Origin of the sequence: Aequorivita flava (assembly GCF_038742595.1) — a bacterium.
Lineage (GTDB): Bacteria > Bacteroidota > Bacteroidia > Flavobacteriales > Flavobacteriaceae > Aequorivita > Aequorivita marisscotiae.
Window position 1 is genome coordinate 258768 of record NZ_JBANCF010000001.1, and the last position, 25508, is coordinate 284275.

Below are 25508 nucleotides of genomic sequence, written 5' to 3' on the forward strand. Positions count from 1 at the left end.
GCATTCTGTAATGAAATCTTTAGAAATCAAAACTTTTAAAACGACATTCCCTCTTTTACTTCTCATTCTATTATTTACAAGTGCATGTGCTCAAACTGACAAAAAAACAACTACATCTATTAATACTGAAGTAAAAGAAAAAGGCACCAAACCAAGTATGGATATTAATACTGCCGTAATATCCGGAAATCTTGAAGCGGTAAAACAGCATATTGAAGCAGGGACGGATATCAATCAAAAAGAGCCGATGAGCGGTTCGACCCCATTAATATCTGCAGCTACCTTTAATAAACCTGAAATAGTCAAAGCTCTTATTGATGCGCATGCAGATTTGTCAATAAAAAACAATGATGGCGCAACCGTTTTACATTCTGCTGCGTTCTTTGGCCGAATAGAAATTGTACAAATGCTTATTGATGCCAAAGCGGACAAAACCATAAAAAATAACTTTGGGGCAACACCTAGGGAATCTGTACTAGGAGATTTTGCGGAGATGCAGCCTGTTTATGAAATGATCATACAGCAATTAAAACCAATGGGCTTTAAGCTTGACCTAAACGAACTTAAAGAAGCACGTCCCGTAGTTGCAATGATGCTAGAGTAATTAATAAAGCACTGCTAAAATGACAACAGATAGAAGATATGACATAGATTGGTTACGGGTAATTGCCATTGGGTTATTACTTATTTATCATATAGCCATTGTATTCCAACCCTGGGCTTTGTTTATAGGCTTTATTAAAAGTGACAATTCGGTAGAGAGCTTGTGGACCCCTATGACGATGCTGAATGTTTGGCGAATTCCACTCTTGTTTTATGTTTCTGGAATGGGCGTGTATTTTGCAATGAAAAAGAGAAGCTGGAAGAAGCTGATAACAGAAAGAACAAAGCGCATTCTTTTACCTTTTCTATTTGGTTTCGTTGCAATTACGCCCTTACAGATGTTCATTTTTCAAAAATTTTATAATATGCCTTTAAGTTATTATCCCGGTAGCAGCCACTTATGGTTTCTGGGAAATATATTTATCTATGTGCTTCTGTTATCCCCTTTGTTTTTCTATTTGAAAAAATATAAAAATGGAAAATTTAGAAAAGCAATTTCAAAAATCATGAGTTACGCTATGGGGCCTGTATCTATCTCAGTCTTTTTTATGTTGGAAGTAGTTTTTGTTAAACCACAATTGTTTGAATTGTATGCCCAAACTTGGCACGGATTCTTTATGGGTTTTCTTGCTTTCATTTTTGGTTTTCTCTTAATGTATAGCGGTAATAGCTTTTGGCAAACGGTTTTAAAATGGAAATGGTTATATATAGGCATAGCGGCTGTTTTATATACCATTAGATTCACTGAGTATGAAGGGATTTCAAATATGTATCTCACAAGTTTAGAATCTAATTGCTGGATATTTGGAATTTTTGGTTTCGGGTTTCAGTATCTAAATAAACCTAGCGCATTGTTGAGCTATTTGAGTCAAGCTGCTTATCCGGTTTATATCATCCATATGTTTGTGTTATATGCGGGTGCATTTATCTTCTTACCATTAAGCCTTCCTCCTATTATAAAATTTTTAGGAATAACACTTTTCACCTTTCTCGCCTGCTTTTATCTATATGAGTTTATACTAAGAAGAGTTAATATAATAAGACCATTTTTTGGATTAAAATGGAAACAAAAAGTAAAGCAAGAATTTGAAGATAAAAGCACCATTAAAAAAGATTTGTTGAACATAAAATCAACAAATACTAATATGTAATAATACTTTTCAATCCTGCATACCTCTTAAATGATGGCTCCATGGATTTTGAAGCAAAATCAACATTCATCCAACAAGAATTTATTCCTTTAATTAACTTTTGAATCTATGACAACTATTATAAAAAGTGAATCTCCATACGTAAAAAGCATAGTTATTCTTGCAATTATTGCCTTAATCATGCTAATGCCTATGGAAAATTTGTTTAGAATACTCACTAAGGATGATTTTAAATTAGAGTATATAAATCTCATTTTCAAAATGGGACTGATTTTTCTCATAGGCTATAGCATGATACGAATGCTAAAGACTCAAGCACTTGCAGGGGTGTCAGGACAATTTTCTTGGCGATTTAAATACCTAAATTTAATTCCAGTGTATTTAATCATAATTGCAATTCTCGGTCTTTTAGATCAAAACTTTTCAGCAATAGCATCCGTAAATCTGATGCTATTGCTTATAGGGTGCTTTATGGTAGGCTTTGCAGAAGAATATCTGTTTAGAGGTTTATTGCAATCGCTCTTTTTAAAAAAATATGGTTTACGGAAAAACGGAATCTTTATAAGTATTCTTTTGCCATCGGTTTTCTTTGGTGCTTTTCACCTCTTAAATCTAACCAAGAACGATACTATTGGGCAAGTACTGGTACAGGTTGTCTTTGCTATGTTCATTGGATTCTTTTTTGGTGTTTTAGGATTAAAAACCAATAAACTTAACGCCGTTGCCATTACGCACGGACTCATCAATTTTTTCTTTTCAATTGCTTTTTTGCCAGGCTTAAAATCTTTACAAGAAGATTTAAATAACCCTGTTTCCATGGCGCCAATAATCTTGACGTTTCCCTTGCTCATTATTGCATTTTTCATGTATAAAAAAATAGATAAAAAAGAGATTGAAAAAAAGATAGCCATGGGAAATTGAGAAGAAACATTCACTCACTATTTATGCCCCCATTATCAATATAGGCTGCAACATTCAAAAAACTATATTCTCTTAAACCCTTAATATTAAACACAAAATAAATGAAATCAAAATTTTGCCTTTTAGTTATAGTAACAACCATATTTATGGGTTGCAAAAACAGTAGCAATACAATAACCAATAATTTTATAAAAACTAATAAAGATCTTTTTATCAAGGAAACTTTGATAGATTCATTGATGAGTGAATCCTATAATAGGGGTGTATTTAATGGTAATATCCTAGTTGCTAAAAACAATAAAATAATATATCAAAATGAATTTGGATACTCTGATGCTTCAAAATCCAAAGCACTAAATCGAAATTCGATATTTAATATTGGGTCTATAGGAAAAGAATTCAACGCAGTTGCTTTGATGATTTTAAAAGAGAAAGGGTTACTTACTTTAGATGATCACATTTCAAAGTTTGAGTTACAGTTACCAGATTGGTCCACTAAGGTCACTATTAGGGATTTGCTAAAATATACTAGCGGATTGCCAAAAATAAATTGGAGTCATATTAAAAATGATGAAGATATATATGCTGATTTAAGGAATATTGAACATTTGAATTTCGAACCTGGATCAGATTATCTCTATAGTAATAATAATGTTTTTATTCAAAGAAGGATCGTGGAAAAACTATCCGGAATGAGTTTTAATGATTTCGTACAAAAAAACATTCTTATCCCCAGTAATATGTTAGAGGCTGTTTTAGATGCTACTCAAAAGAATCCTCAATTAGTAGCGGCATTTAACAATGATATGGTCAATGATAGACCAATGGACATTGAATTCTCCGGCTGGGTATATCCTAATGCAAATGATATGTACTATTGGTTAAGCAGTTTGCATTCAGGGAAGCTAATTTCGAAAGAATCGTTAATGCTATTATTTGATGCTTACGCTAAAGACAGTGAGTCCGCTTTAGGAAAGGGAATCTTTGAAAATAAAGAATTGCTGGTTCATGAGCATCATGGGTCCTCTTTTAATTACGAATCTTTTATACATTACAATGTAAAGGAGGGTTTATCAATTATCTTAATGACAAATAATAAAAATCATAAACTGCATGAAATTGCTGAGTCAATCGAAAATATCTCAAACGGGCGTCGTTTTTCAATTCCTCAAAAATCCATTTATCTAACAATCAGGCAAACATGCTATGACAATATAAATGAAGGTATTGAGCTTTATAAAAGTTTAAAAAAAAATGACCCCAACACATATAATTTTTCAAATGAGAATGAATTAAATCAACTTGGTTATAAGTTAATTGAGAAACATCAAATCGAGAAAGCCATTAAAATTTTCAAATTGTATATTTCAGAATTTCCAAACTTAGCCAATGCATACGATAGTATGGGTGAAGCTTATTATCTTAATGGCAACAACAATCTGGCATTAATCAATTATAAAAAATCGCTAGAATTGAACCCAAACAATACCAACGCAATAGAAATGATCAAAAAAATTCAAAATTAGTAAAATAAAATATCCAGTTGTTATGCACAATTAAAACAAAACAGTATAAACAGACTATGAAAAGATATATTTCAATTATTGTGATAATCCTAACTCTTTGTGTTTCCTGTAAATACAGAACCAACTCAAACTGCACAGAGAACCCTTCGGAGAAAAGACTTGAATCCTATATTGACGCGTGTGATAAAAACGGACTTTCAGCAAGCATATTGGTCGCCAAAGATGGAAAAATACTTTACTCCGGTGGCGTTGGCCAAAGAAACAAAACTGAAAACCTTCCTGTAACGGAAGAAACCATTTTCACAACAGGTTCGTTGACAACACAGTTTACGGCAACTGCTATTCTAAAATTGCAGGAAGAAGATAAATTATCGGTAAACGATTCTATTTATAAATTTTTTGAAGATGTGCCGAAGGACAAACAAAATATTACGATTCATCAATTACTGACACACACATCAGGAATCGTAGGGAATCTGGGTTACGGAGTGGATTTCGTCCCCATCTCAAAAGAGAAGTTTTTAAGCGAAGTTTACAATGCACCATTAGATTTTGAACCGGGAAAACAATTTAGCTATTCCAACGTCGGCTACAGTATGTTGGCTATGATAATTGAAAAAGTTACGCAAACAGATTACGAAACCTATTTGCAAAAAAATCTTTTTCAAAAAGCGGGCATGAAACATACGGGTTATCTTTCCCCCAAATGGGATACAACACAAATTGCCCACGGCTATAAATGTGGGGAAGATTGGGGAACCCACCTCATAAAATGGCAGGCAGATTCAAACCAAATATCATGGCATTTAAAAGGAAATGGCGGAATACTTTCAAATCCTTCCGATTTGTATAAATGGTACATTGCTTTAAAGGAAAATAAAATTATTTCCAAAAAATCATTTGAGCAACTCACTTTTCCCCACGTAAAAGAAAATGAATCAGGAGATTCACACTATGCATATGGATGGACCATAGTGAATAGTGATAGAAATACGAAAATTATAGCGCACAATGGCTCAAATGGTGTTTTTTATGCCGATTTCATACAACTGCCGGAAGAAAACACGGTAATTATATATATGACCAATGAATTAAGATACGACACTCAAATTGTAGCATGGGAAATTGAGCAATTGCTTTTTAAAGAAAACTACACACCCGTTGTACCTAAAATGAAAAGTATAAAACATGGTAGTACCGATATTACAAATAAGCAACTTGAAATCATTCATCAGTTTGTAGAACTAATTTTGACAGATGATAAGAACATGGATGATTTCATCAATGAACATGTCGCTAGTAAAGAAAGAGAACGAAGATTTAAAATGTGGGTGAAGGATATGCAGAAAGAGTTTTTAGGATATCGATTGAAACATATTTTAGAATATGGTGATATGAGTTACGATATTGTTTTGAAATCGAAAGATGGGAAAGTTGTCGATTTAACCCCTTGCTTTGACCTGCAGTTCAATGAAAGTAATAAAATTGTTGCTTTTGGATGGTAAATTAAAACTGCCCACAATCAATTTATATAAAAAATGTTGTGGATAATGATAAAAGACATAAATAATACAGATACCAATGCAGTATAGAAGAATTGTAATATCAAAATTTGGAAGCCCTGAAGTTCTTCAGGAAATTACCGAAAAAGAATTGCCTAAGCCACAAAAGGGCCAAGTAAGAATTAAAGTATTAACAACAAGCGCATCATTTACGGATACACTTGTTAGACGAGGCATTTATCCAGATGTAAAAGAAAAACCACCATTCTCGCCGGGATATGACTTGGTAGGAATTGTTGATGAACTCGGCGAAGGTGTCAATAATTTAACAGTCGGACAAAAAGTAGCAGATTTGACCATCATTGGTGCCTATACAGAATACATTTGTCTTGATGCAAATTCGGTCGTTCCAGTACCAAACGACTTGGATAATGGAGAAGTGGTCAGTTTAATACTCACCTATCTAACCGCTTATCAAATGCTTCATCGCTTTGCTAAAGTAAAAGACGGGCAAACTATTTTAATTCACGCTTGTGCAGGAGCAGTCGGTACTGCAATGATTCAATTGGGCAAACTTATGGATTTGAAAATGTATGGAACTGCCTCAAAAAATAAGCACGATTTTGTAAAAAGGATGGGGGCAATTCCGATTGATTACAAACAACAAGATTTTGTAAAAGTGATGAAAGAAAAAGAAGCTAACGGAATTGATGCTGTTTTTGACCCTATGGGCGGCGATTACTTTTCTCGTTCATTAAGTGTGCTTAAAAAGACAGGAATTTTGGTTGGTTTTGGTTTTCAAAACTCGGCAAGTGGAAACGGTGGCAATGTAATTATAGACTTTATGAAAATTCATTTATGGAATTTACTTCCTAGCAAACCTTCAGCTAAATTTTACGTTATAACTTCAATACGAAAGAAACACCCCAAATGGTTTCGTGAAGATTTAAATAAATTATTCAAACTGTTATCGGAAAGAAAAATCAAACCGGAAATTGGTAAAATCATGAGATTAAATGAAGCATCCGAAGCTCACAAGTTGGTTGAAAAAGCTATGGTTAAAGGAAAAATAATATTAAAGGTAACTGAATGATAAGCTAATTTACTACGGCTAACATCCTAAAAATATTTAGGGCTAAGAGCCGAATCCTAATTTGGAAGTGATTTGCTTAGTTTGCCCCATAGGCAGTTTGACAGTGTAAAGAATAGGCAGTTTAAAAAATGGAAAATGTAAATTTGGCTAAGAATCAAGATTATAAGTAATTGAATTTTAACATCTTACTATTCTTAAAAATCTCTGAAAAAAGTTAACTTAAAAATTTTCATATAGGATTAGTTTCTAAAATCAATAAACTAATGAAAAATTATAAAGCAAAACAAATGCTGAAACTAGGATTAATTATAGCAAGCATTGCCTCCTTGTGGCTCGTGCCCTGGATAATAGTAAAAGCATGGATAATGCCGCTGCCAAACACAGTTCAAGAACAGGTAGATGAAGCCCTTGATTATGATTTTTCGGGAATAGTTGTATATATAGACCAGACTGGAAAACCGCCACAGCATTTTGCTTCCGGGTGGCACAACCGTGAAGATTCCATTCCTGCCAATCCTCATGCCCTCTTTAAATTGGGCAGCATCAGCAAGCTCTATGATGCTGTGGCGGTAACCAAATTGGTACACGAAGGACGTCTTTCACTAGATAAAACACTTGCTGAATATCTACCGGAGTTGGTAGGCAGAATTGAAAACACAAATAAGATTACCCTGCGGATGCTTGTACAACATAGAAGCGGTATCCCTAATTTTACAGACACTCCCAATTTTTGGGAGGCACCCACAGCAACCTATAAAGAAAGCCTTGCATTAATTCTAGACAAGCCGGCTAATTTTGATCCTGGGGAAGACTATGAGTATTGCAATACAAATTATCTATTAATCAATAAAATAATGGATGACGAATTGGGGTATAAAAACTTTCAATACATTCAAGAAAAAATCCTAAAACCCTTAAAACTTAGCAATACGTTTGGTTCATTAGACGAAGTGAATATGGATGCAGTAATGAGCGGCTATCACTTGGGACATCCTTTTGATTTAAAAACAGACGATTACGGAATGGTAGCCACCGCAGCAGATGTGGGAACGTTTATACGGGCTCTAAATGATGGAGCACTGTTTAAGGATGGAGAACAGGAGATATATTCTTCTATTTACAAATATGAACACGCAGGTTGGGTTCCGGGGTACCAAAGTTTTGCAAGTTATGACTCAGATCTGGATGCTGTAATGGTTGCATTCTACAGTACTACCGACCCTAAACTATACTTATGGAATGTATCAGAAATCATCAACAAAAGAATTATTAAAATACTGAAAAGAAAAAACTAGCCAAAAGCTAATCCATTTATCACATTTTTTTAAACCTGATATGTCTAACACCAAAAAAAAGCTGTTATAATAATATGAACCTAAATCAAATTACCATTCCATCGTTGGACTTGACAAAATCAATTTCATTCTATGAAAAATTAGGATTGAAATTAATAGTTAAATCGTTACCACATTATGCAAGGTTTGAATGTCCAAACGGAACATCTACATTTTCAATACATAAAACTGTAAACCTACCAAAAGGAGAGGGGATTTATGTGTATTTCGAATGCGAAGATCTTGAAGAACAAGTTGAAAAATTAAAAAAGATGGGAATTAAATTTGACCAAGAACCAACGCTTCAAAAATGGTTATGGAAAGAAGCAAGACTCAAAGATGTTGATGGAAATCAACTCATATTATTTTATGGCGGTGAAAACCGGCTCAATCCGCCTTGGCGCATTGAAAACAATCGATAATTCCAATGAAGAGTTTTTTTACATCATCGATCATACACCATTTACTTAGCAAAAAGTACTTACAGGAGTAACAAAAGAAGAGCTAATACAACTAGAAAATATTATGAAAACACATAAAATTACTTTAATCTTAATAATTACTTGCACATTTGGTTTTGGACAATCTGAATGTGATACTACAATTGACTATGGAAATAATCCTGCTTCAGGAAAATATGCCCTAGTTAATGGAATCAAAATGTATTATGAAACTTACGGAAATTCAACGAAACAACCTTTATTAATAATCCACGGAAACGGAGGTTCTATTAAAAGTGGTCGATGCCAAATAGAATATTTTAAAAATGATTATTACGTGATAGTTGCAGATAGTAGGTTTCAAGGGAAATCAGAAAATGGAAAAGAAAAATTGACATATAAATTAATGACTGAAGATTATAATTCTTTTTTAAATTATCTCAAATTAGACTCCCTTTATATTATTGGTCAAAGCGATGGGGGTATTATTGGTTTACAACTAGTAATCAAGTATCCATCGAAAGTCAAAAAACTTGTAGCAATTGCTCCAAATTTGAGATCTGATAATTCAGCAGTTCATCAATGGGATATAGACAATGTTACTAAAGACTTAGAAGAGGCGGAATTAAAGCTAAAACAAGGAGATAACTCAAAAGAAACTATTAGAAATAGAGAATTATTGAATTTAATAGATAAGTTTCCTAATATTAAAACCGAGGAACTTTTGAAAATTAAATCTCCTGTATTAGTCATAGCTGGAGATGAAGACGTTATTAAACTTGAGCATATTCTTGAAATATATCAAAACATTCCGAAAGCACAATTATTTATAATGCCAGGTGCAACACATTTTATGATACGAAGTGAACACAAACTTCTGAATCAAATGGCTAACAGATTTTTGAGCAACCCATTTAAAAGACCAACTACAAAAGAAATATTATCAAAGAACAAATAAAACGACTGCCAAAATAATTGAAAAATTACTTTGGGAAAATTTAATATCCATAAAAAAATATAAAATGACGGTTTTAATAGTGGGTGCCAGTGGCGCAACAGGAAGTAAATTAGTAGAACAACTCTTAGAGAGAAAGCAAAATGTAAGAGTGATTGTTAGATCACCGGAAAAACTACCTGAATCTTGGAAAGAAAATAAAAATTTACAAATTATTTCCGCAAGTGTCCTAGATCTTAGTGACAAGGAACTAAGTGAATACATTCATGGTTGTGATGCCGTTGCCTCTTGTCTTGGCCATAATTTAACGTGGAAAGGCATCTATGGACAACCGAGAAAATTGGTTACAGATGCTACAAGCAGATTATGTAATGCTATTACAGCGAACAAGCCAAAACAGCCAATGAAATATGTTTTAATGAACACTACGGCAATCCGTAATCACAATTTAAATGAACCGATTTTATTTGCGCAAAAATGTGTTATTGGGCTTCTTCGTCTAATCCTACCGCCACATGTAGATAATGAAAAAGCGGCCGATTATTTACGAACTACTATTGGTCAGAACAATCAATTCATAGAATGGGCTGCTGTAAGACCGGACGGATTAATAAATGAGGACGAAGTAACTGATTACGAAATATATCCTTCGCCAATCAGAAGTGCTATTTTTAAGGCAGGTACAGTCAGCCGTATTAATGTTGGTCACTTTATGGCCACTTTAATCTGTAATGCTGATTTATGGAATAAATGGAAGGGACAAATGCCTGTAATCTACAGTAGATCGTCTCTAGATTAGCACTAATTAAAACATCTATTTTCGTTTAAAGTGAATATCCCCACAAACAATTTTATCAATAAGTTCATTAAATAATAGATTTTATAAAAATGAAAAAAATAGTACTCATCCTTATTTTATTATTTGGATTGTCTTGTATGAACAAGGATATAACCGGAAAAAGGATAAAGCTGATTCAACAACAGGAAAATTTTATAGCCCTTTTAGATACGGTTTGGCAGACAGAACAAACTCCAATTAGGATAGGGATTCTTTAATGAGAATTTATGGTACAGAATCAAAACAATACAATAAGCAGCAAAAAATCTATGAGATAAATCACATTGCTAATGAAAAAATAGTAACAACCATTCTAGATAAATATGGATGGCCATCAATAGAAATGATTGGAGAGCGCGGAAATTGGACAATTTGCAATGTTATACAACATTCAGATAATGATGTTCGAATAAAGTATCTTCCAATGATGAAACAAGCTGTAAAAGAGAAGAAATTAGAACCTCGATTTTTAGTACGAGCAGAAGATAGAATTGCAACTGAAGCGGGAAACTTACAAGTTTATGGGGGACAGATGAAATACGATCCTGAAAATAAGAGTTTTAATGTTGCGCCAGTTTATGACCCCGCAAATATTGATAAAAGAAGGGCTGAAATAGGTCTTGGCCCAATCGCTGAATTTCTTAAAAACAGATTTGATTTTGAATGGAATCTCAAAGAACAAATTAAAAGAACAGCGGAATTTGAAATGGAAAAAGCTGAAATTATAAAGATGGAGGAATAGTTATAATCGAATTGAATGCTTCTGTGTCTACAAGTAAATTATGTGATGCATAATAGCAAACAATCCAAAACAGCCTGTTAAAAATTTTCTAATGAACATTATAGGAAATTGTAATCGCAGTTTAAAGAACAGATTTCATTTTCGCAAAAATGTGTTGTTGATCTTCTTCGATTAATACTGCCTCTTCATGTAAACAATAAAAAAGCTGCAGATTATTTAAGAATTAAAAGCGGAGAGAACAATCCATCCATAGAATCAACTTTAGGGTTTATTTTAACTTTTATAAATTTGCTGGAAAGTATAATAATTTGATTAACCAAAAATCCATAGCAGTACTTCCATTCGTCAATATGAGCAACAATATTGAAAACGAATATTTCTGTGATGGATTAACTGAAGAAATTATTAACGCTTTAGCAAAAATAAAGGAGCTCTCAGTAACCTCTCGTACCTCGTCGTTTTATTTTAAAAACAAAACAGTAACCGCTAAAGAAGTAAGAGAGAATTTAAAAGTGGCTACTTTTATTGAAGGCAGTGTAAGAGCATCAAAAAAGAAAATGCGGATTACAGTGCAAATGATTGACACTGTAGATGACTTTCATTTCTGGTCTGAAACTTTTGATAGAGACCCAGAAAACATTTTTGAAATTCAAGATGAAATTAGTCTTTTCATTGCTGAAAAATTACGTGAACATGTAGGTCATATTGAGATAGGAGATAAGCTAGTGGCACCTATTGATGTGCCAGTAGCTATTTATAGAGAATATTTGAAAGGGAGGTATTACATCATGAAGTTGGATTATAAAAATTCTATAAAAGGTATCAATATCTTAAATGAAGTAATACATAAATCACCTGATTTTTCAAGTCCTTATCTAGATATTAATCTAGCATATGTTCAATTGGGAACCATGGGACTTTTACCTGCATTTGAAGCCTACGAAAAGGCCCAGCCTTATTTGTTAAGGGCTTTAGAGCTAGACCCAAACTCATCAAGGTCACAACTGAATTTGGCTTGGATAGAATGCTGGCAAAACTGGAACCTTAAGAAAGCTTATGAACATGCCAATAAAGCTTTAGAAATTCAACAAGCAGACGATATTTACTTAACCATTTCTAATTTTTTGACAGTGGAGGGAAAATTGGGAGCAGCACATAATTATCTTGACAAAGCTTTGCAGTTAGACCCTTATGCCGCAATCAACCATCATTATAAAGGGTTTTTATATTACTTACAGGAAGACTACACCACTGCTATACCGTATTTAAAGAAGGCGTTGGATCTAGACCCAAAGTTACCCTTTCCACCAATTTATATAGGCATTAGTTTATTAATGTCAGGCAAACCAAATGAAGCTTTATCATATTTCGGTTCACTTGAAGGCGTTTCTGTGAAAGACCTCACCAAATTAGGAGGTGAAACTATGTGTTATGCAAAGCTTAATGAAACAGAAAAGTGCAATGAGGGATTAAAGGAATTAGAAACCTATTTAACAACAGCACTTGTAGATAAGTCTTTTACATTTTTAATATTAGTAAATGCTTTGTTGGGTAATAATGAAAAGGTAATCGATTTAGTAGAACAAGCATACCGGAGTCGTTTGCCATTAATTTTATTATTAAATCCCTCACCAATTCTGAAACCTGTAAAAAATCACAAAAGGTTTAAAGAAATAATGTTGAAAGCCATTCCAGATAATTTAAATTACAAACAGAAGAAAAAGTACAAACAAGCATTATTGGATACTAACGAAATTAAAAAATACAGTAAAGAATTGGAGCAAATTATGATAGACTATAAACTTTACTTAAATCCAGACCTATCATTAAAAGATTTAGCCTCTTACTTGGAACTTCCTGCTAATTATGTCTCGCAATTATTAAACCTCGGCTTTCAAAAAAACTTCTCTGAATATATCAACACCTTTCGAGTGGAGGAATTTAAGGAGCGCGTTCTTCTTGAGGAAAGCAAAGAATTAACCATTATGGCTGTAGCTTATGACAGTGGTTTTAATTCCAAAACAGTGTTCAACACCTTTTTTAAAAAAATTGAAGGAATAACGCCGAATATGTACCTAAAAAATAACCGTTAGTTCTGATTTTTAAAGTAGAACTACTCTAGTATAGTTTACAATTAATTTTATAACATCAAATTGTTATAGCATTAAATTGGTTGATATATTCTTTGGTAATGGTAAAAAATGCATCATAATTAACAGTGTTGCATCATAATTTATAGCGCTGCATTAAACTTAATGATTCTTGCTTCATACCTGTTTACTGTTGCTTCAAAGTTCAACCCATCTTTGTATCATCAAGTTAAACCAATAATTCTAAAAATTTAAAATAATGAAACAATATATCAAACTATGTTTTGCGTTACTATTGTTTAGCACATGTAAAGGTCAGATAAATTCTGTTACAACAAGTCAACCCACCTTATCAGACTACAACGTAGGTGAAAAATGGGTGTGGAAGTATAAAGGACTAACCACCAATGGCGAAGTAAGATCTGAAGGTACAGATGTCCGAGAAATAATAGAGGTTAATGGTGCTTTACAAATAACAATAGGTAATGATACCATTTCTGTTTCAGAAATTGTAAAACCTGAAGAAAGTAGTACCCCAAAGTACGATTGGCCTCTTCAAGTAGGTAATAAGTGGGTGTATGAAGAAAACTGGACGAGTCAAGATGGTACAACTGGTAAACAGCATCTAAATGCTGAAGTAGTATCTTACAAAGAAGAAACAGTAACTGCAGGATCATTTATGGCGTATACCATTCATTATAATGGTAACATCACAAATTCTAGAGGTTATAATGCGGTTGTAGAAGAAGTTTGGTTGTATGCACCAAAAGTGAAAAACTTCATTAAGCTAACTCAAAAACAAGATGATTTTGTGTACAATGAAGAACTGGTTGAGTATTCTGATAAGCCATTAAAAAGTAAAATTCAATTAGAAAATCAGATTATCGGGAAAGTAAAGTTCTTTGAAGAGCCAGAAAACTTTAGCACTATAGTAAATAAAATGACTGAATATAAAATACCTGCGCTCTCCCTTGCAATTATTAATGATGGTAAAATAGAATGGACAGACACCTATCAAAACCCAAGTTTTTCAGAACAAAATTTAAATAACTCGAGTATTTTTCAGGCAGCATCTTTATCCAAACCCGTAACTTTTTTTGCTGCATTACGTATGCATACTGCAGGAAAAATTGACTTAGATGAAAATATTGAAAACTATTTAGAAAGTTACCAACTACCACAAGGAAAACAGACGGCTGAAAACCCAGTAACCTTTCGCAATATTTTTTCGCATACGTCGGGTATTACTTCTGGTGGGTATCAAGGCTATGCTAGCCACCATACTTTTCCAACTGATGTTGCTGTTTTAAAAGGTGAGGACGGCGTAAATTCTCCAGCTATTGAAGTAGTCTCAGCACCCAATGAAATGTTAGCGTATTCTGGTGGTGGATATACCTTAGCTGAGGTTGCACTTCAGGATATTTTTAATGACAATTTTTCAAATATTATGAACCAATGGATTCTTCAGCCTATTGGAATGAAAAATTCTCAATTCACGCAACCATTGCACCCATCAGACTCAAGCAAAGTCGCAAAAGGATATACCTCAAATGGTGTTGTTTTAGAAGGTGGTTGGAGAAACCACCCGGAACAAGCCGCAGCCGGACTTTGGAGTAATGCCACTGATATGGCGAATTTTCTAATTGAAATCCATAAGGGTTATCAAGATCAAAGTTCAATTTTTTCAAAGTCAGAAATTCAATCGATACTCAATCAAGAACGCGATGGACATATTTATGGATTAATAGTAGATAAGTCAGAAAAAGGTTTTGCAATTACCCATTATGGGGGTAATGCTGGATATCGAACTGGTATGACCATAGATCTTAACACTGGAAAAGGATTGGTCTATTTGATCAATTCAGATAATGGCGGTGCATTGGGTAATGAATTGTTATTATCTGCTTCACAATTATACCGTTGGAATCATTTTAAGCGTACATCTGCAAAACGGAATCAATTAGATTCAGAAGTATTAAAACAACTTATAGGAAAATACAAATGGAATAGTCAAGTAGAGCTTTCCATAAGTTATGATGATGAAACAAACCTATTTTCATTGCACTTTCCAAATGGTGATACGTATGAGCTTATTTCTATTAAAGATGAAGAATTATGTTTTATCAATCCAAATACTGGTGTTAACGTAAAGTTTTTAAAGTCTAGTAATTATAATTCATTTCTGTTGTACGGACAAACGGCAGTTAAGTTTCAGTAAATTTTATTGACCATCTAACAGACAGTTCTAAATAATTCTCATAAAAATCAATTTTGAAAAAAAGGATTAAATACTTCATAAAAATTGTAGTTGCACTTTTTTTGTTAGCAATTACAATTATTACCACCGCTTACCTGTGGCCAAATTCCAAATTCCAAACACCAGTAGTTTATGAAAGAACTATCATCAAAAATATAAATATTGTAGATGTTGTAACCGGAGAAATTGCCGAGGACCAATTTGTTTTGATAGAACAATCTCAAATTACAAAAATTGATTCCACGAATATCACAACTTCAGAGAATGCCTTAATAATTGATGGTACTGGTAAATTCCTCATTCCTGGATTGTGGGATATGCATACACATTCCAACCAACATTCAGAATGGTTGCATCATCCGCTTTACATTGCGAATGGGGTTACTGGTGTTAGAGACATGTCTGGTCAATTAAATGAAAAAGACAGTTATTGGGTGGGTAGTAAAGAACGTTTGCAATGGAATAAAGATCTAGAAAATAACACAAGAGTCTCACCCAGATATGTGCTGCAAAGCAGCTACCAAATGGATGGTGAAAAGGCAATTCCTGAAGAGTCCCCCAACTTTTTTAAACTGCAAAAGCCATCTCAAGTAGATTCATTGTTGCAATTTTATAAAAAGGAAAACGTAGATTTTATAAAGGTGTATCAACAATTACCAAAAGACACTTACGTTCAACTAGCTAAAAAAGCACCTAAGTACGGGATGCATCTGGCTGGTCATAAACCGATGTTCTTAAACCTGGTGGAAGCAATTAATTTAGATCAAAAAAGCTTTGAACATGGACGCATATTCATGTACGAGTGTTTTCCGGAAGCGGATAGTTTAAAAAATCCAACAAGTTGGAAAGCCTATTTTTCAAAATCAAAAGCCAAGATAGTACAACGGTTTGATAGTGTTCAAGCAAAAGATTTGATGATTTTGATGCAGAAAAAAAATACGCACTGGACACCAACTTTACAGACCTTAAAGTTTGAAGCTAATGCACATAAAGAGATGTTCACGAGTAATGAAAATTTAAAGTATATCACTTCCATTAGAAAAAAGTTATGGTGGAAATACGATACAGATTATAACAGAGAAAAAAACCTCGAAAGTGGAGGTTTTAGTATAAGTGAGCAATTTTTTGAAGCTTCAAAAAAACAAGTAGCTATGGCGCATAAATTGGGTGTATCCATTATGGCAGGAACCGATGTTACAGATTCTTTTGTCTTTGCCGGATTTAGTTTACATGATGAGTTATATGAATTAACTAGAAGTGGATTGTCTAACCTTGAAGCACTGCAAAGTGCGACAATTATCCCTGCAAGATTTTCAAATAAAGAGAAGGACTTTGGGACTATAGATTTAGGAAAAAAAGCGGATTTAATAGTATTAAATAAAAATCCATTAAATAACATTCATAACACAAAGGATATATATGGAGTATTTCTAAATGGTACATACTATAATGAAGAAAAAATTATAGAACTCAAAAACTTTACTGAAATAGCTACTAGCAGCTTTCATATGAATGTAAAAGCATTGATAAGTTTGGTGAACAGTCCTTTAATTCGAGTGCAGTTTGCAGATTAATGGATTTCGTTCTGATTCTTAAAGCAGAACTTCCTAGTTCCGAAGTCTACTTAATTTTATCATAAATAAATTAAGAATAGAAATTATGGAAAAAATGAAAACTAAAAAAGGATTCAAATTAGGAATAGGGATTATTCTAGGAACTATAGTGGGCTACTTAACCTCAAATATGCAATTATGGTTTGTTCTGGGCATTGCCATAGGTGCCGCTTTAGAATATGGGACCAAAAAAAAATAATAAAATGAAATCGTTTATTAAAACACTATTTTTTACACTTATTACGCTTTCTATTTTTAGCGCTACTTCTCAAAACACTAACAAGAAGCTTTTCAACAAAATTGATTCTTATTTGGATGCGAGTGCAAAAAATGGCTTTTCCGGTGTTGTTTTAGTTGCTAAAAAGGGGGAAGTTATTTTGTCTAAAGGCTACGGATGGGCAGATCGAAAAAATAAAATTCCCAACTCACCAGCAACTGTTTTTAATATTGGTTCAGTAACTAAGCAATTTACAGCATCCGCTATTTTAAAATTAGTAGAACAAGGAAAAATGAAAACTTCGGATAAACTGAGTTTATATTTTCCTCAAATTCCTCTTGATAAGACTGATATTACAATTCATCAACTATTGACACATACCTCTGGAATTTCTAATAAAACAGGAGGTTTTAGATACAATGAAGCCAGCAAGGAACAGTTTTTAAAAGAATTTTTTAAATCAGAATTACACTTTAAACCTGGCACAACCTACCAATATGCCAATGCCAACTATATTATGCTCACTGCTATATTAGAATTGGTTTCAGGTCAAACCTATAATGTTTTTCTACAGAAAAATCTATTTGAGCCTGCTCAAATGAAAACTACAGGATATAAAAGCATCAATTTTAATACAGAGCTACTGGCACATGGCTATTACTATAACAGAGACGATGAAAAGTGGACCGATTGGGGAACAACCCAACAGCACCTGCTTTACAATAATAACTATTGGTATAGTATAGGTAAAGGCGACATTCATTCCAGTATTGAAGATTTATACAAATGGCATGTTGCTTTACAAAATAATGTCGTTTTAACATCAAAAACTAGAGAAATCCAAGAAACACCTTATGTAGCCGAGAATGATAAAATGACATCCTATTATGGCTATGGATGGGCCATATCCAAAAGTCATAACGACGCCAAAATAGTTGCTCATAATGGTAGTAACGGATTGTATTTTGCAGATTTTGTGAGATTTGTGGATGATGATGTAGTTGTTATATACATCACAAATGCGTTTTTAGGACCTGAATCAGAAAACGTTGCGAGAGAAATTGGTAAAATGGTTTTTGATACCAATTATAATGCTACACCAATATCCAGAAATATTTATGAATTGATTCATGATTTTATGAAAACCAATCCATCTGCAAATGCAGACAAACTACCAAATTATTTAAATAAAGAACTTAAAGATGAATTTAACGATCCTGCCATTCTAAATAGACTAGGATATAGTAGATTGAAAAAAGAAGACCAACCTGACTGGGCATTAGCATTGTTTAAATTGAATGTAAAATTATTTCCTGAAGATGGTAATTTATGGGACTCATTGGGCGAGGCTTACTTAACATACAACCAAAAAGAAGATGCGATAAAAAGTTATTCAAAAGCCGTTGAGTTAGGTAGTGAAGGCTCAAAGGAAACATTACAAGAATTGTTGAAAGAAGACGAATAATACAGTTAGTTAGAATTTAAGAACAAATAACATATAAAGTTTTGATAGTAAAAAAATTAGAGAATATAGCATTTGATATAATCGCTGATTGCTTTTTAAAATCTTTTGAGAATTACTACGTCAAAATTCCAAGTGACAAAAATTACTATAAAGAGAGGTGGAAAATAGCAAAAGTTGACTATGCGTTTTCTTATGGCATGTTTGATGGTGGTAAGTTAGTTGGGTTTATTATTAATGCAATCGATACACGAAACGGAGAGAAGATAGCATTTAATACGGGTACAGGTGTACTTCCAAAATACAGAGGAAAACAAATTGTTAGGTCAATCTATGATTTTGCTATACCAGATTTAAAAACAAATGGAGTTATAAAATGTGCGTTAGAAGTTATCATTGAAAATAGTAAAGCCATAAAAACGTACCAGAGTATTGGATTTAATATTTGTAAAACATTTAAGTGTTTCAGTGGCGAAATTAAATTACACCTAAATGAAAAAATAGAGTTGAACGAAGTGGATTATAATGCTTTTGATTGGGAAAAAATGCCAAATCAACAATTATATTCTTGGGATTTTAATTTAGAAGTCATTAAAAAAGGAAATTACAAATACTATCAATTAATAAATGACAATTTGGTTGAATCGTATTTTATTATAAACCCCTGTAATGCGTATATAGCACAATTTGAGATTCTAAAAGAAAGTGCTGGGTGCTGGCAACGATTATTCAAAGGAATAAAAGAAGTTTCAAACTCAATAAAAATCATAAATGTTGATACCAGATTAAACCAAAAAATAGATTGCATCAGTTCAATAGGGTTAGCGAATACTGTTAATCAATATGAAATGGAAATGATTATATAAACTAAAGGCTATATAAGCTACGCGTCATACCTCCATAGAATGATACGGTCTTATAAAGATACTTTTCAGTTTAGTTAAGAATCACAAAGTAAATTCAGAATTTATTAAAAAATCAACAAGTCATCTTTCTAAAGCAACAGTTCGGTTATTTAATTTCATAATCGTCCAGCTTTTATAGGAAATTAGAACATCAATTAAAAAAATCATTAATCAAAAAACGAACAATCATGACATCAATCAAAACGAAATCAATCAAAAAACAAATCGTATTAAAAATGGCTTGTGTAGCCTTGGCGTTATCATCTAGTATAGCATACGCACAAAACAAAAATTCAGAAACAACAACACAAAGGGATGGTTTTATCTTAGAATTCGTAGTAGGAGGAGGTATTATAAGTATAGAAGATAGTGCTGGTATGCAAACGTTCGACGAGGCTCAAGGTGCATTTGTTTTTCCAGATTTAAAGTTAGGCTACATGTTAAATGAAAAGCTCGCCATTACAGTCTCTATGCCAGGAATGATATACGAATTTCAGGATAATGACAGGCACTTTGGAGGGTTTATTCCAGGACTTCAATATTGGGTGAAAGATCGCTGGTGGGTTCATGGAGGAATCGGTTTAGCAATAGATTCGCCAGCACTATATGATATTGAGGACCATGTAAACGACGATTGGAACTTTGGTTGCGCGGTTAAGGCAAGTAGTGGGTACGAAATTTATAAGAAGAAAAACTTTGCGCTGAACCTTCAGGCTAATGTCCTTCTTGGTCGTACGTTTTTAGATGGCGACGCACACAGAGATGCAGTAACCTGTAATATAGGATTTGGCTTTAGCTGGTTATAAGCTATAATAGCAATAATGTATTCCAAAAATCATCATGAAATTAAGTAGCTGAATAGCATCCTATGAATTCTATGTATTTTAGGATGCTATAAGCGAAGAGGTATAAAATTTAAAAATGTATTTCTAAAAAATAGATTTGATTTTGAATGAAATCTTGAACAACAGATAAAAAGATCTGAAGAATTTATTTTAGCAAAACAAAATGATTAGTAATAAAAATCGCATTAGGACTGCAGCGGTTATAGTTGTTCTATTCGTAATAGGCACGCTTCTAAATATTCCTTTTAGTCGAGAATTAAAACGATTAAAAATTGAGGCAGGTGATGCAAATGTAAGGCTATCAGATTCCATATTTAGTGATGTAATACAAACAGGGATTTATGGTCTTATTTTAGGCGTAATTATGGTTTTTGTTGGTTTATGGATTTCAAAGAAAGCACAATTGGGTGCACCAGTAATTGAAAGTTTCTTTTCAAATCAAAAGAACAGAACACAAACTCATTTTTTTAAAACGCTATTATTTCCTTTAGCTTATAGTGTAGTCTTAGCATTGGCAATACTTTTGGTTCATAATCTAATTAGAGATTACTTTCCTGTAGCTAGTATTGTTGAAAGACCTTCCAAACCGTTTTATGCTATTGTGTCTTTTTCAGCAGGAATTACTGAAGAAATTATCTTTCGGTTAGGATTAATGTCTCTTATTGTAGTAGTAATTCAGCGTTTCAAAAAAAAAACAAATCCGTCACCAAGCGTGGTTTGGGTGGGCATAATCATTACAGCATTATGTTATGGCTTAGTGCATTTACCGCTATCAAAAAACTTTGCAAATCTCACTTTGGTAACTGTGAGTTCTACCATGATAGGTAATCTTATCACAGGGTCATTTTTTGGTTGGGTGTATTGGAAACGTGGTTTAATAGTAGCGATAATTTAGTAGCGATAATTGTGCATATTGTTTGGGATTTGGTTTTTCATGTAGTTGGCTCGCCTTATTTGTAGAATAGTGTTCCGATAATGAAATTCGAACCTTTAATAGCTTAATTAACCGCAACTTTGTAGTAAATAATAAAATTTTGAAAGTAGCAATTTATACAACATATGGTTCACCCGAAGTTATTCAGATAATTGATGTTGAAATTCCATCACCAAAACCAAATGAGATTTTAGTAAAAATTAAAGCATCATCTGCTACAAGAGCAGATACCATGATGCGCCAGGGAATACCAAAATATGGAAGATTGTTTTTAGGACTTTGCAAACCAAAAAACACAGCTTTAGGCACTGGGTTTTCAGGAGTTGTAGAGGCTATAGGTTCACAAATCACTAAATTTAAAATAGGCGATGAAGTTTTTGGCGAGAAATTGACAGGTAATGGGAGTAATGCGGAATATCTATGTATCAGTGAAAATGAACTTATAGAGAATAAACCAAAGAATATTTCTCATATTGAAGCTGCACCAATTTGCGACGGTTTTTTAACCTCTTATAATTTCTTAAAACAGCATGCAAAAATTAAAGAAGGTCAACATGTTTTAGTTAATGGAGCTTCTGGTAGTTTAGGTTCATCTGCGGTTCAATTAGCGAAAACAATGGGGGCAAAAGTAACGGGAATTTGCAGTTCAAAAAATATTGATTATGTACTGGCACTAGGTGCAGATGAAGTATTGGATTACACAAAGATTAATATTAACGCGCAGCAAACAAAATATGATGTTATCTATGATGCTGTTGGTAAGCTTAATTATTACAACTCTAAAAATAATTTAAATACCAATGGTATTTTCATGACACCTGTATTAAGTATTCAAATATTATGGCAAATGCTATTGCTCCCTAAAAAAGTTAAGTTTGAAGCTACTGGCATAAAATAGACCGAAGACTTAAAACGTTTATTAAAGGATTTAAAAAGCCTCTTTGAACAAGGTCGAATATATACCCATATTTATAAAAAATATGGCCTTTCGGATATAAAATATGCACATCAATACCTTGACACAGGTCGAAAAGTAGGTAATGTAGTTATCATCAATCAATAAATCATCTACCATAAAATGAAAAATAAAAGTTTTGAAAATGCAAAAGAGCAAAGCAAACTATTAGAAAATGATTTGTATAAGAACCCTCAAAAATACCGTGTATTAACTGGAGATAGGCCTACAGGTAATTTGCATCTTGGTCATTATTTTGGATCGATTATAAATCGTATAAAATTGCAAAGTGCAGGTATTGAGACTTATGTTTTAATTGCTGATTATCAGGTGTTGACAGATAGAAACCTTTTTAATGAAATTTCAAAATTTACCTTTGAATTAACTTTGGATTATTTAGCTTGTGGTTTAGACCCTGAAAATTATAAGACACACATTTTTCCTCATAGTCATATTCCTGAATTAAACCAATTAACTATTCCGTTTCTTACATTAGTATCCAGTTCAGAATTAAACAAAAATCCAACTGTTAAGGAAGAAATTATAGCTTCAGGAATGAATACTATTAATGCAGGTATGTATATCTATCCAGTTCACCAAGCTGCAGATATTTTGTTTTGCAAAAGTAATGTTGTTCCTGTAGGCAAAGACCAATTACCACATATAGAATTAACCCGAAAAATTGCAAAACGCTTTAATACGAAATTCAATAGTAATATTTTTCCAGAACCAGTTGCTCTTTTTACTGATATCCCTACTATTCTTGGGTTAGACGGTATTCAAAAAATGAGTAAGAGTCGTAACAATTCAATTATGATAAAGTCAACAACTGATGAAACAGTAAAACTAATAAAATCTGCCAAAACTGATTCAAACCGTTACATAACTTATGACCCCGAAAACAGACCAGAAGTTTCCAACTTACTTAAGTTAGCTTCCTTATGTTCAGATAAAAATCCAACAGCTATTGCTGATGAAATTGGAGGCCAAGGATCAGGAAAACTTAAACAGCTAACAGCTGAAGCCATAAACACATATTTTGAACCCATTAGGAAGAAAAGAATAGAACTTGAAGAAAATAAGGATTATGTGAGGAATATTTTGATTCAAGGAATTACAAAAGCAAGAGAAACAGCTATTGAAACGTTGAGCGAAGTCACTGAAGCAATGAATATGAAAATAGCATAGCACTAACTTCAACGACGTAGTGAAATTGATAAAACATGCAAGGAGTAAAATAGAGTTATCAATTAAGTTCCAATTTCAAAACTCGAACTTTTCAACCCCACATTTTATCCAACTTTGCTCTAAATAAATCAATTATGAAAGCAATAGAATGTCTAAAATATGGTGATGTAGAAAATCTTGTACTAAGGAATATTAAAAAACCAACACCAAAAGATAATGAGATCCTCATCAAGATACATGCTACAGCAGTAACTGCAAGCGATGTCCTCATTCGTAAAATGGAAGAAGCACCACATCTAAAATTTATGCTTCAAATCATATTTGGCTTTAGACGTCCCAGAAATCCTGTCTTGGGGATGATAACCTCTGGAATTGTGGAGCGTAAAGGTAAAAATGTAACATTGTTTGAAATTGGGGATGAGGTTTTTGCTTACGGTTCCATCTCACCTACCAAGCGCCGTTTTGGTTCTTATGCAGAATATATTTGTTTACCGGAAAATTGGAATCTTGCATTAAAACCTGTAAATCTTAGTTTTGAGGAAGCTGCAGCGATCCCCTATGGTGGTTTGCTTGCCTCCCATTTATTAAAAAAGACCAGCATAAATAGAGGAGACAAAGTTTTAATTTATGGAGCATCAGGAAGTATAGGTACAATGGCCATTCAATTGGCGAAGCATATGGGGGCTCATGTTACTAGTGTATGCAGTGGTAGAAACTTTGAATTAGTAACCTCTTTAGGTAGTGATAAGATGATTGATTATACCCTAGAAAATGCTGAAAAACAATTGGAAAGGTATGAATATGTGATTGATGCTGTAGGCAATTCGAAATCATCGAAACTAAAAGAAAAGAGTAAAAAAGCATTGACATCGAATGGCAAATATATATCCATCGATCTTGGAACGCCATCAACTACAAAAGAAGCTTTTTTTAATTTAAAAACTTTAGTAGAACAAGAGAAGATTATCCCTGTTATTGATCGAATATATCCTTTAGAAAAAATTGCCGAAGCTCATAGATATGTTGAGATGGGGCATAAAAGAGGAAATGTGGTGGTCACTATTTAGTTGAGCTATAGATATTCTCAATTTATAAATCATTCATCAAAAAGCAGTTTAACCAAGTATACTTGTTAAAGCCTGCAATAAATAGGTTACCTGCCTATTATATTAATTACAAAATATTAAACGGTATAAATTTGCCGATTAACATATACCTTTAAAGTATTTATATTTCATAATGAACGATATCTAAAACAAGCAGAGAACACTTTACAAGAATCTGAATGAGTAAAATCTTCCCAACTAACTGTTATGTAAAGGTTCGCTCCATTATTTTAAGAAATACAAGTTTCTTATTTATTTTTTTTGCTTTGAGCACTAACCAAGAAAACAATAATATTATGACACTACAAGCAGCTTATGCCTTTTTTGAAAGTTTAAAAAAGGAAACAACCAATAAATCTGAAATTAAGGTGTATGATAATTTCCTTGATATTCTAACCAGGTTGAAGAATAGAGAGTTCACGAAAGATGAACTTCAATCCATTGAAAAGGAACTTGATCGCTTAGATCTAAAACCCAAAATGGGAAATAACAAAAAGTACTTCAACAAAATGCTAAAAGACTTTAGAGTATTTTTAAAAGAAAAGCATTCTTTAATTTCGGCAGGATACTATGTAAAAGTTGGAGTATCTATTGGAGCTGCCTTCGGTGTAGTTTTAGGCGTTATCCTAGGTTCACGTTTTGAAAGGTCTTTAGGAATCGCGGTAGGAATTAGTGTTGGCATAGTAATCGGCTTATTTATTGGCCGAAAAATGGACACTCAAGCTAAGGCTTCAGGAACCATCCTTTAACTCAATGGACACCAAATAGCTACAACGACCAAATATATTACAACTAAGCCATTAGTTATAACTAATAATTTAGTTACATTTG

Annotated in this window: 24 protein-coding genes and 1 pseudogene; all 25 read left to right on the forward strand. The window is 33.0% G+C overall.

The annotated features are described in order from the left end of the window. The first annotated feature begins 10 nt into the window (after positions 1-10). The 25 genes and pseudogenes from VZD24_RS01300 to VZD24_RS01415 all read left to right on the forward strand — a co-directional run bounded on the left by VZD24_RS01300 (position 11) and on the right by VZD24_RS01415 (position 25426). On the forward strand, positions 11-604 hold the full coding sequence (locus VZD24_RS01300; RefSeq protein ID WP_342686555.1) for an ankyrin repeat domain-containing protein: 594 nt from the start codon (positions 11-13) through the stop codon (positions 602-604). A 19-nt stretch (positions 605-623) separates the two neighbouring features. Beyond that, the gene (locus VZD24_RS01305) at positions 624-1754 is read left to right on the forward strand and encodes an acyltransferase family protein (protein ID WP_279447636.1); all 1131 of its coding nucleotides are present in this window, start codon (positions 624-626) and stop codon (positions 1752-1754) included. 108 nt (positions 1755-1862) lie between these two features. Next, a complete protein-coding gene (locus VZD24_RS01310) occupies positions 1863-2675 on the forward strand; it encodes a CPBP family intramembrane glutamic endopeptidase (RefSeq protein ID WP_342686554.1) in 813 nt (270 codons plus the stop codon). Positions 2676-2776: 101 nt separating this feature from the next. Beyond that, a complete protein-coding gene (locus VZD24_RS01315; RefSeq protein ID WP_342686553.1) occupies positions 2777-4201 on the forward strand; it encodes a serine hydrolase in 1425 nt (474 codons plus the stop codon). A gap of 56 nt (positions 4202-4257) precedes the next feature. Beyond that, positions 4258-5706, forward strand: a complete 1449-nt coding sequence (locus VZD24_RS01320; RefSeq protein ID WP_342686552.1) for a serine hydrolase domain-containing protein — start codon at positions 4258-4260, stop codon at positions 5704-5706. A 76-nt stretch (positions 5707-5782) separates the two neighbouring features. Next, positions 5783-6796 carry a medium chain dehydrogenase/reductase family protein gene (locus tag VZD24_RS01325; RefSeq protein ID WP_342686551.1) on the forward strand — a complete coding sequence of 338 codons (1014 nt, stop codon included), beginning with the start codon at positions 5783-5785 and terminating at the stop codon, positions 6794-6796. A 263-nt stretch (positions 6797-7059) separates the two neighbouring features. After that, the gene (locus VZD24_RS01330) at positions 7060-8091 is read left to right on the forward strand and encodes a serine hydrolase domain-containing protein (protein WP_342686550.1); all 1032 of its coding nucleotides are present in this window, start codon (positions 7060-7062) and stop codon (positions 8089-8091) included. 74 nt (positions 8092-8165) lie between these two features. Beyond that, positions 8166-8552: a VOC family protein gene (locus VZD24_RS01335; RefSeq protein WP_342686548.1), complete on the forward strand. Its 387-nt coding sequence runs from the start codon at positions 8166-8168 to the stop codon at positions 8550-8552. Positions 8553-8655: 103 nt separating this feature from the next. Further along, positions 8656-9528, forward strand: a complete 873-nt coding sequence (locus VZD24_RS01340) for an alpha/beta fold hydrolase (protein WP_279447643.1) — start codon at positions 8656-8658, stop codon at positions 9526-9528. 64 nt (positions 9529-9592) lie between these two features. Further along, positions 9593-10324, forward strand: a complete 732-nt coding sequence (locus tag VZD24_RS01345; RefSeq protein ID WP_342686547.1) for an NAD(P)-dependent oxidoreductase — start codon at positions 9593-9595, stop codon at positions 10322-10324. A gap of 89 nt (positions 10325-10413) precedes the next feature. Beyond that, positions 10414-10581: a hypothetical protein gene (locus VZD24_RS01350; protein ID WP_342686546.1), complete on the forward strand. Its 168-nt coding sequence runs from the start codon at positions 10414-10416 to the stop codon at positions 10579-10581. Then, on the forward strand, positions 10581-11105 hold the full coding sequence (locus VZD24_RS01355; RefSeq protein WP_342686545.1) for a DUF6624 domain-containing protein: 525 nt from the start codon (positions 10581-10583) through the stop codon (positions 11103-11105). Before VZD24_RS01350 ends, VZD24_RS01355 begins: the two co-directional genes overlap by 1 nt. A gap of 308 nt (positions 11106-11413) precedes the next feature. Beyond that, a complete protein-coding gene (locus VZD24_RS01360; RefSeq protein WP_507237233.1) occupies positions 11414-13198 on the forward strand; it encodes a helix-turn-helix domain-containing protein in 1785 nt (594 codons plus the stop codon). A 256-nt stretch (positions 13199-13454) separates the two neighbouring features. Continuing rightward, positions 13455-15413 carry a serine hydrolase domain-containing protein gene (locus tag VZD24_RS01365; protein WP_342686543.1) on the forward strand — a complete coding sequence of 653 codons (1959 nt, stop codon included), beginning with the start codon at positions 13455-13457 and terminating at the stop codon, positions 15411-15413. A gap of 53 nt (positions 15414-15466) precedes the next feature. Continuing rightward, positions 15467-17026, forward strand: coding sequence for an amidohydrolase family protein (locus VZD24_RS01370; protein ID WP_342686542.1), 1560 nt, complete (start codon positions 15467-15469; stop codon positions 17024-17026). Positions 17027-17111: 85 nt separating this feature from the next. Then, the gene (locus VZD24_RS01375; RefSeq protein ID WP_342688751.1) at positions 17112-17264 is read left to right on the forward strand and encodes a glycine zipper domain-containing protein; all 153 of its coding nucleotides are present in this window, start codon (positions 17112-17114) and stop codon (positions 17262-17264) included. Between the two features lie 4 nt (positions 17265-17268). After that, positions 17269-18747: a serine hydrolase gene (locus VZD24_RS01380; RefSeq protein WP_342686540.1), complete on the forward strand. Its 1479-nt coding sequence runs from the start codon at positions 17269-17271 to the stop codon at positions 18745-18747. Between the two features lie 41 nt (positions 18748-18788). Then, on the forward strand, positions 18789-19610 hold the full coding sequence (locus VZD24_RS01385; protein ID WP_342686539.1) for a GNAT family N-acetyltransferase: 822 nt from the start codon (positions 18789-18791) through the stop codon (positions 19608-19610). Positions 19611-19885: 275 nt separating this feature from the next. After that, positions 19886-20455, forward strand: coding sequence for a hypothetical protein (locus VZD24_RS01390; RefSeq protein WP_342686538.1), 570 nt, complete (start codon positions 19886-19888; stop codon positions 20453-20455). 202 nt (positions 20456-20657) lie between these two features. Then, the gene (locus VZD24_RS01395) at positions 20658-21389 is read left to right on the forward strand and encodes a CPBP family intramembrane glutamic endopeptidase (RefSeq protein WP_342686537.1); all 732 of its coding nucleotides are present in this window, start codon (positions 20658-20660) and stop codon (positions 21387-21389) included. A 139-nt stretch (positions 21390-21528) separates the two neighbouring features. Next, the gene (locus VZD24_RS01400; RefSeq protein WP_342686536.1) at positions 21529-22326 is read left to right on the forward strand and encodes an NAD(P)-dependent alcohol dehydrogenase; all 798 of its coding nucleotides are present in this window, start codon (positions 21529-21531) and stop codon (positions 22324-22326) included. A 24-nt stretch (positions 22327-22350) separates the two neighbouring features. Beyond that, positions 22351-22491, forward strand: a pseudogene (locus VZD24_RS15220) (zinc-binding dehydrogenase); the annotation flags it as partial. Between the two features lie 15 nt (positions 22492-22506). After that, on the forward strand, positions 22507-23571 hold the full coding sequence (trpS, locus tag VZD24_RS01405; protein ID WP_342686535.1) for a tryptophan--tRNA ligase: 1065 nt from the start codon (positions 22507-22509) through the stop codon (positions 23569-23571). A 134-nt stretch (positions 23572-23705) separates the two neighbouring features. Beyond that, a complete protein-coding gene (locus VZD24_RS01410; protein ID WP_342686534.1) occupies positions 23706-24638 on the forward strand; it encodes an NAD(P)-dependent alcohol dehydrogenase in 933 nt (310 codons plus the stop codon). 218 nt (positions 24639-24856) lie between these two features. After that, positions 24857-25426: a hypothetical protein gene (locus tag VZD24_RS01415; protein ID WP_342686533.1), complete on the forward strand. Its 570-nt coding sequence runs from the start codon at positions 24857-24859 to the stop codon at positions 25424-25426. Positions 25427-25508: the final 82 nt, after the last annotated feature.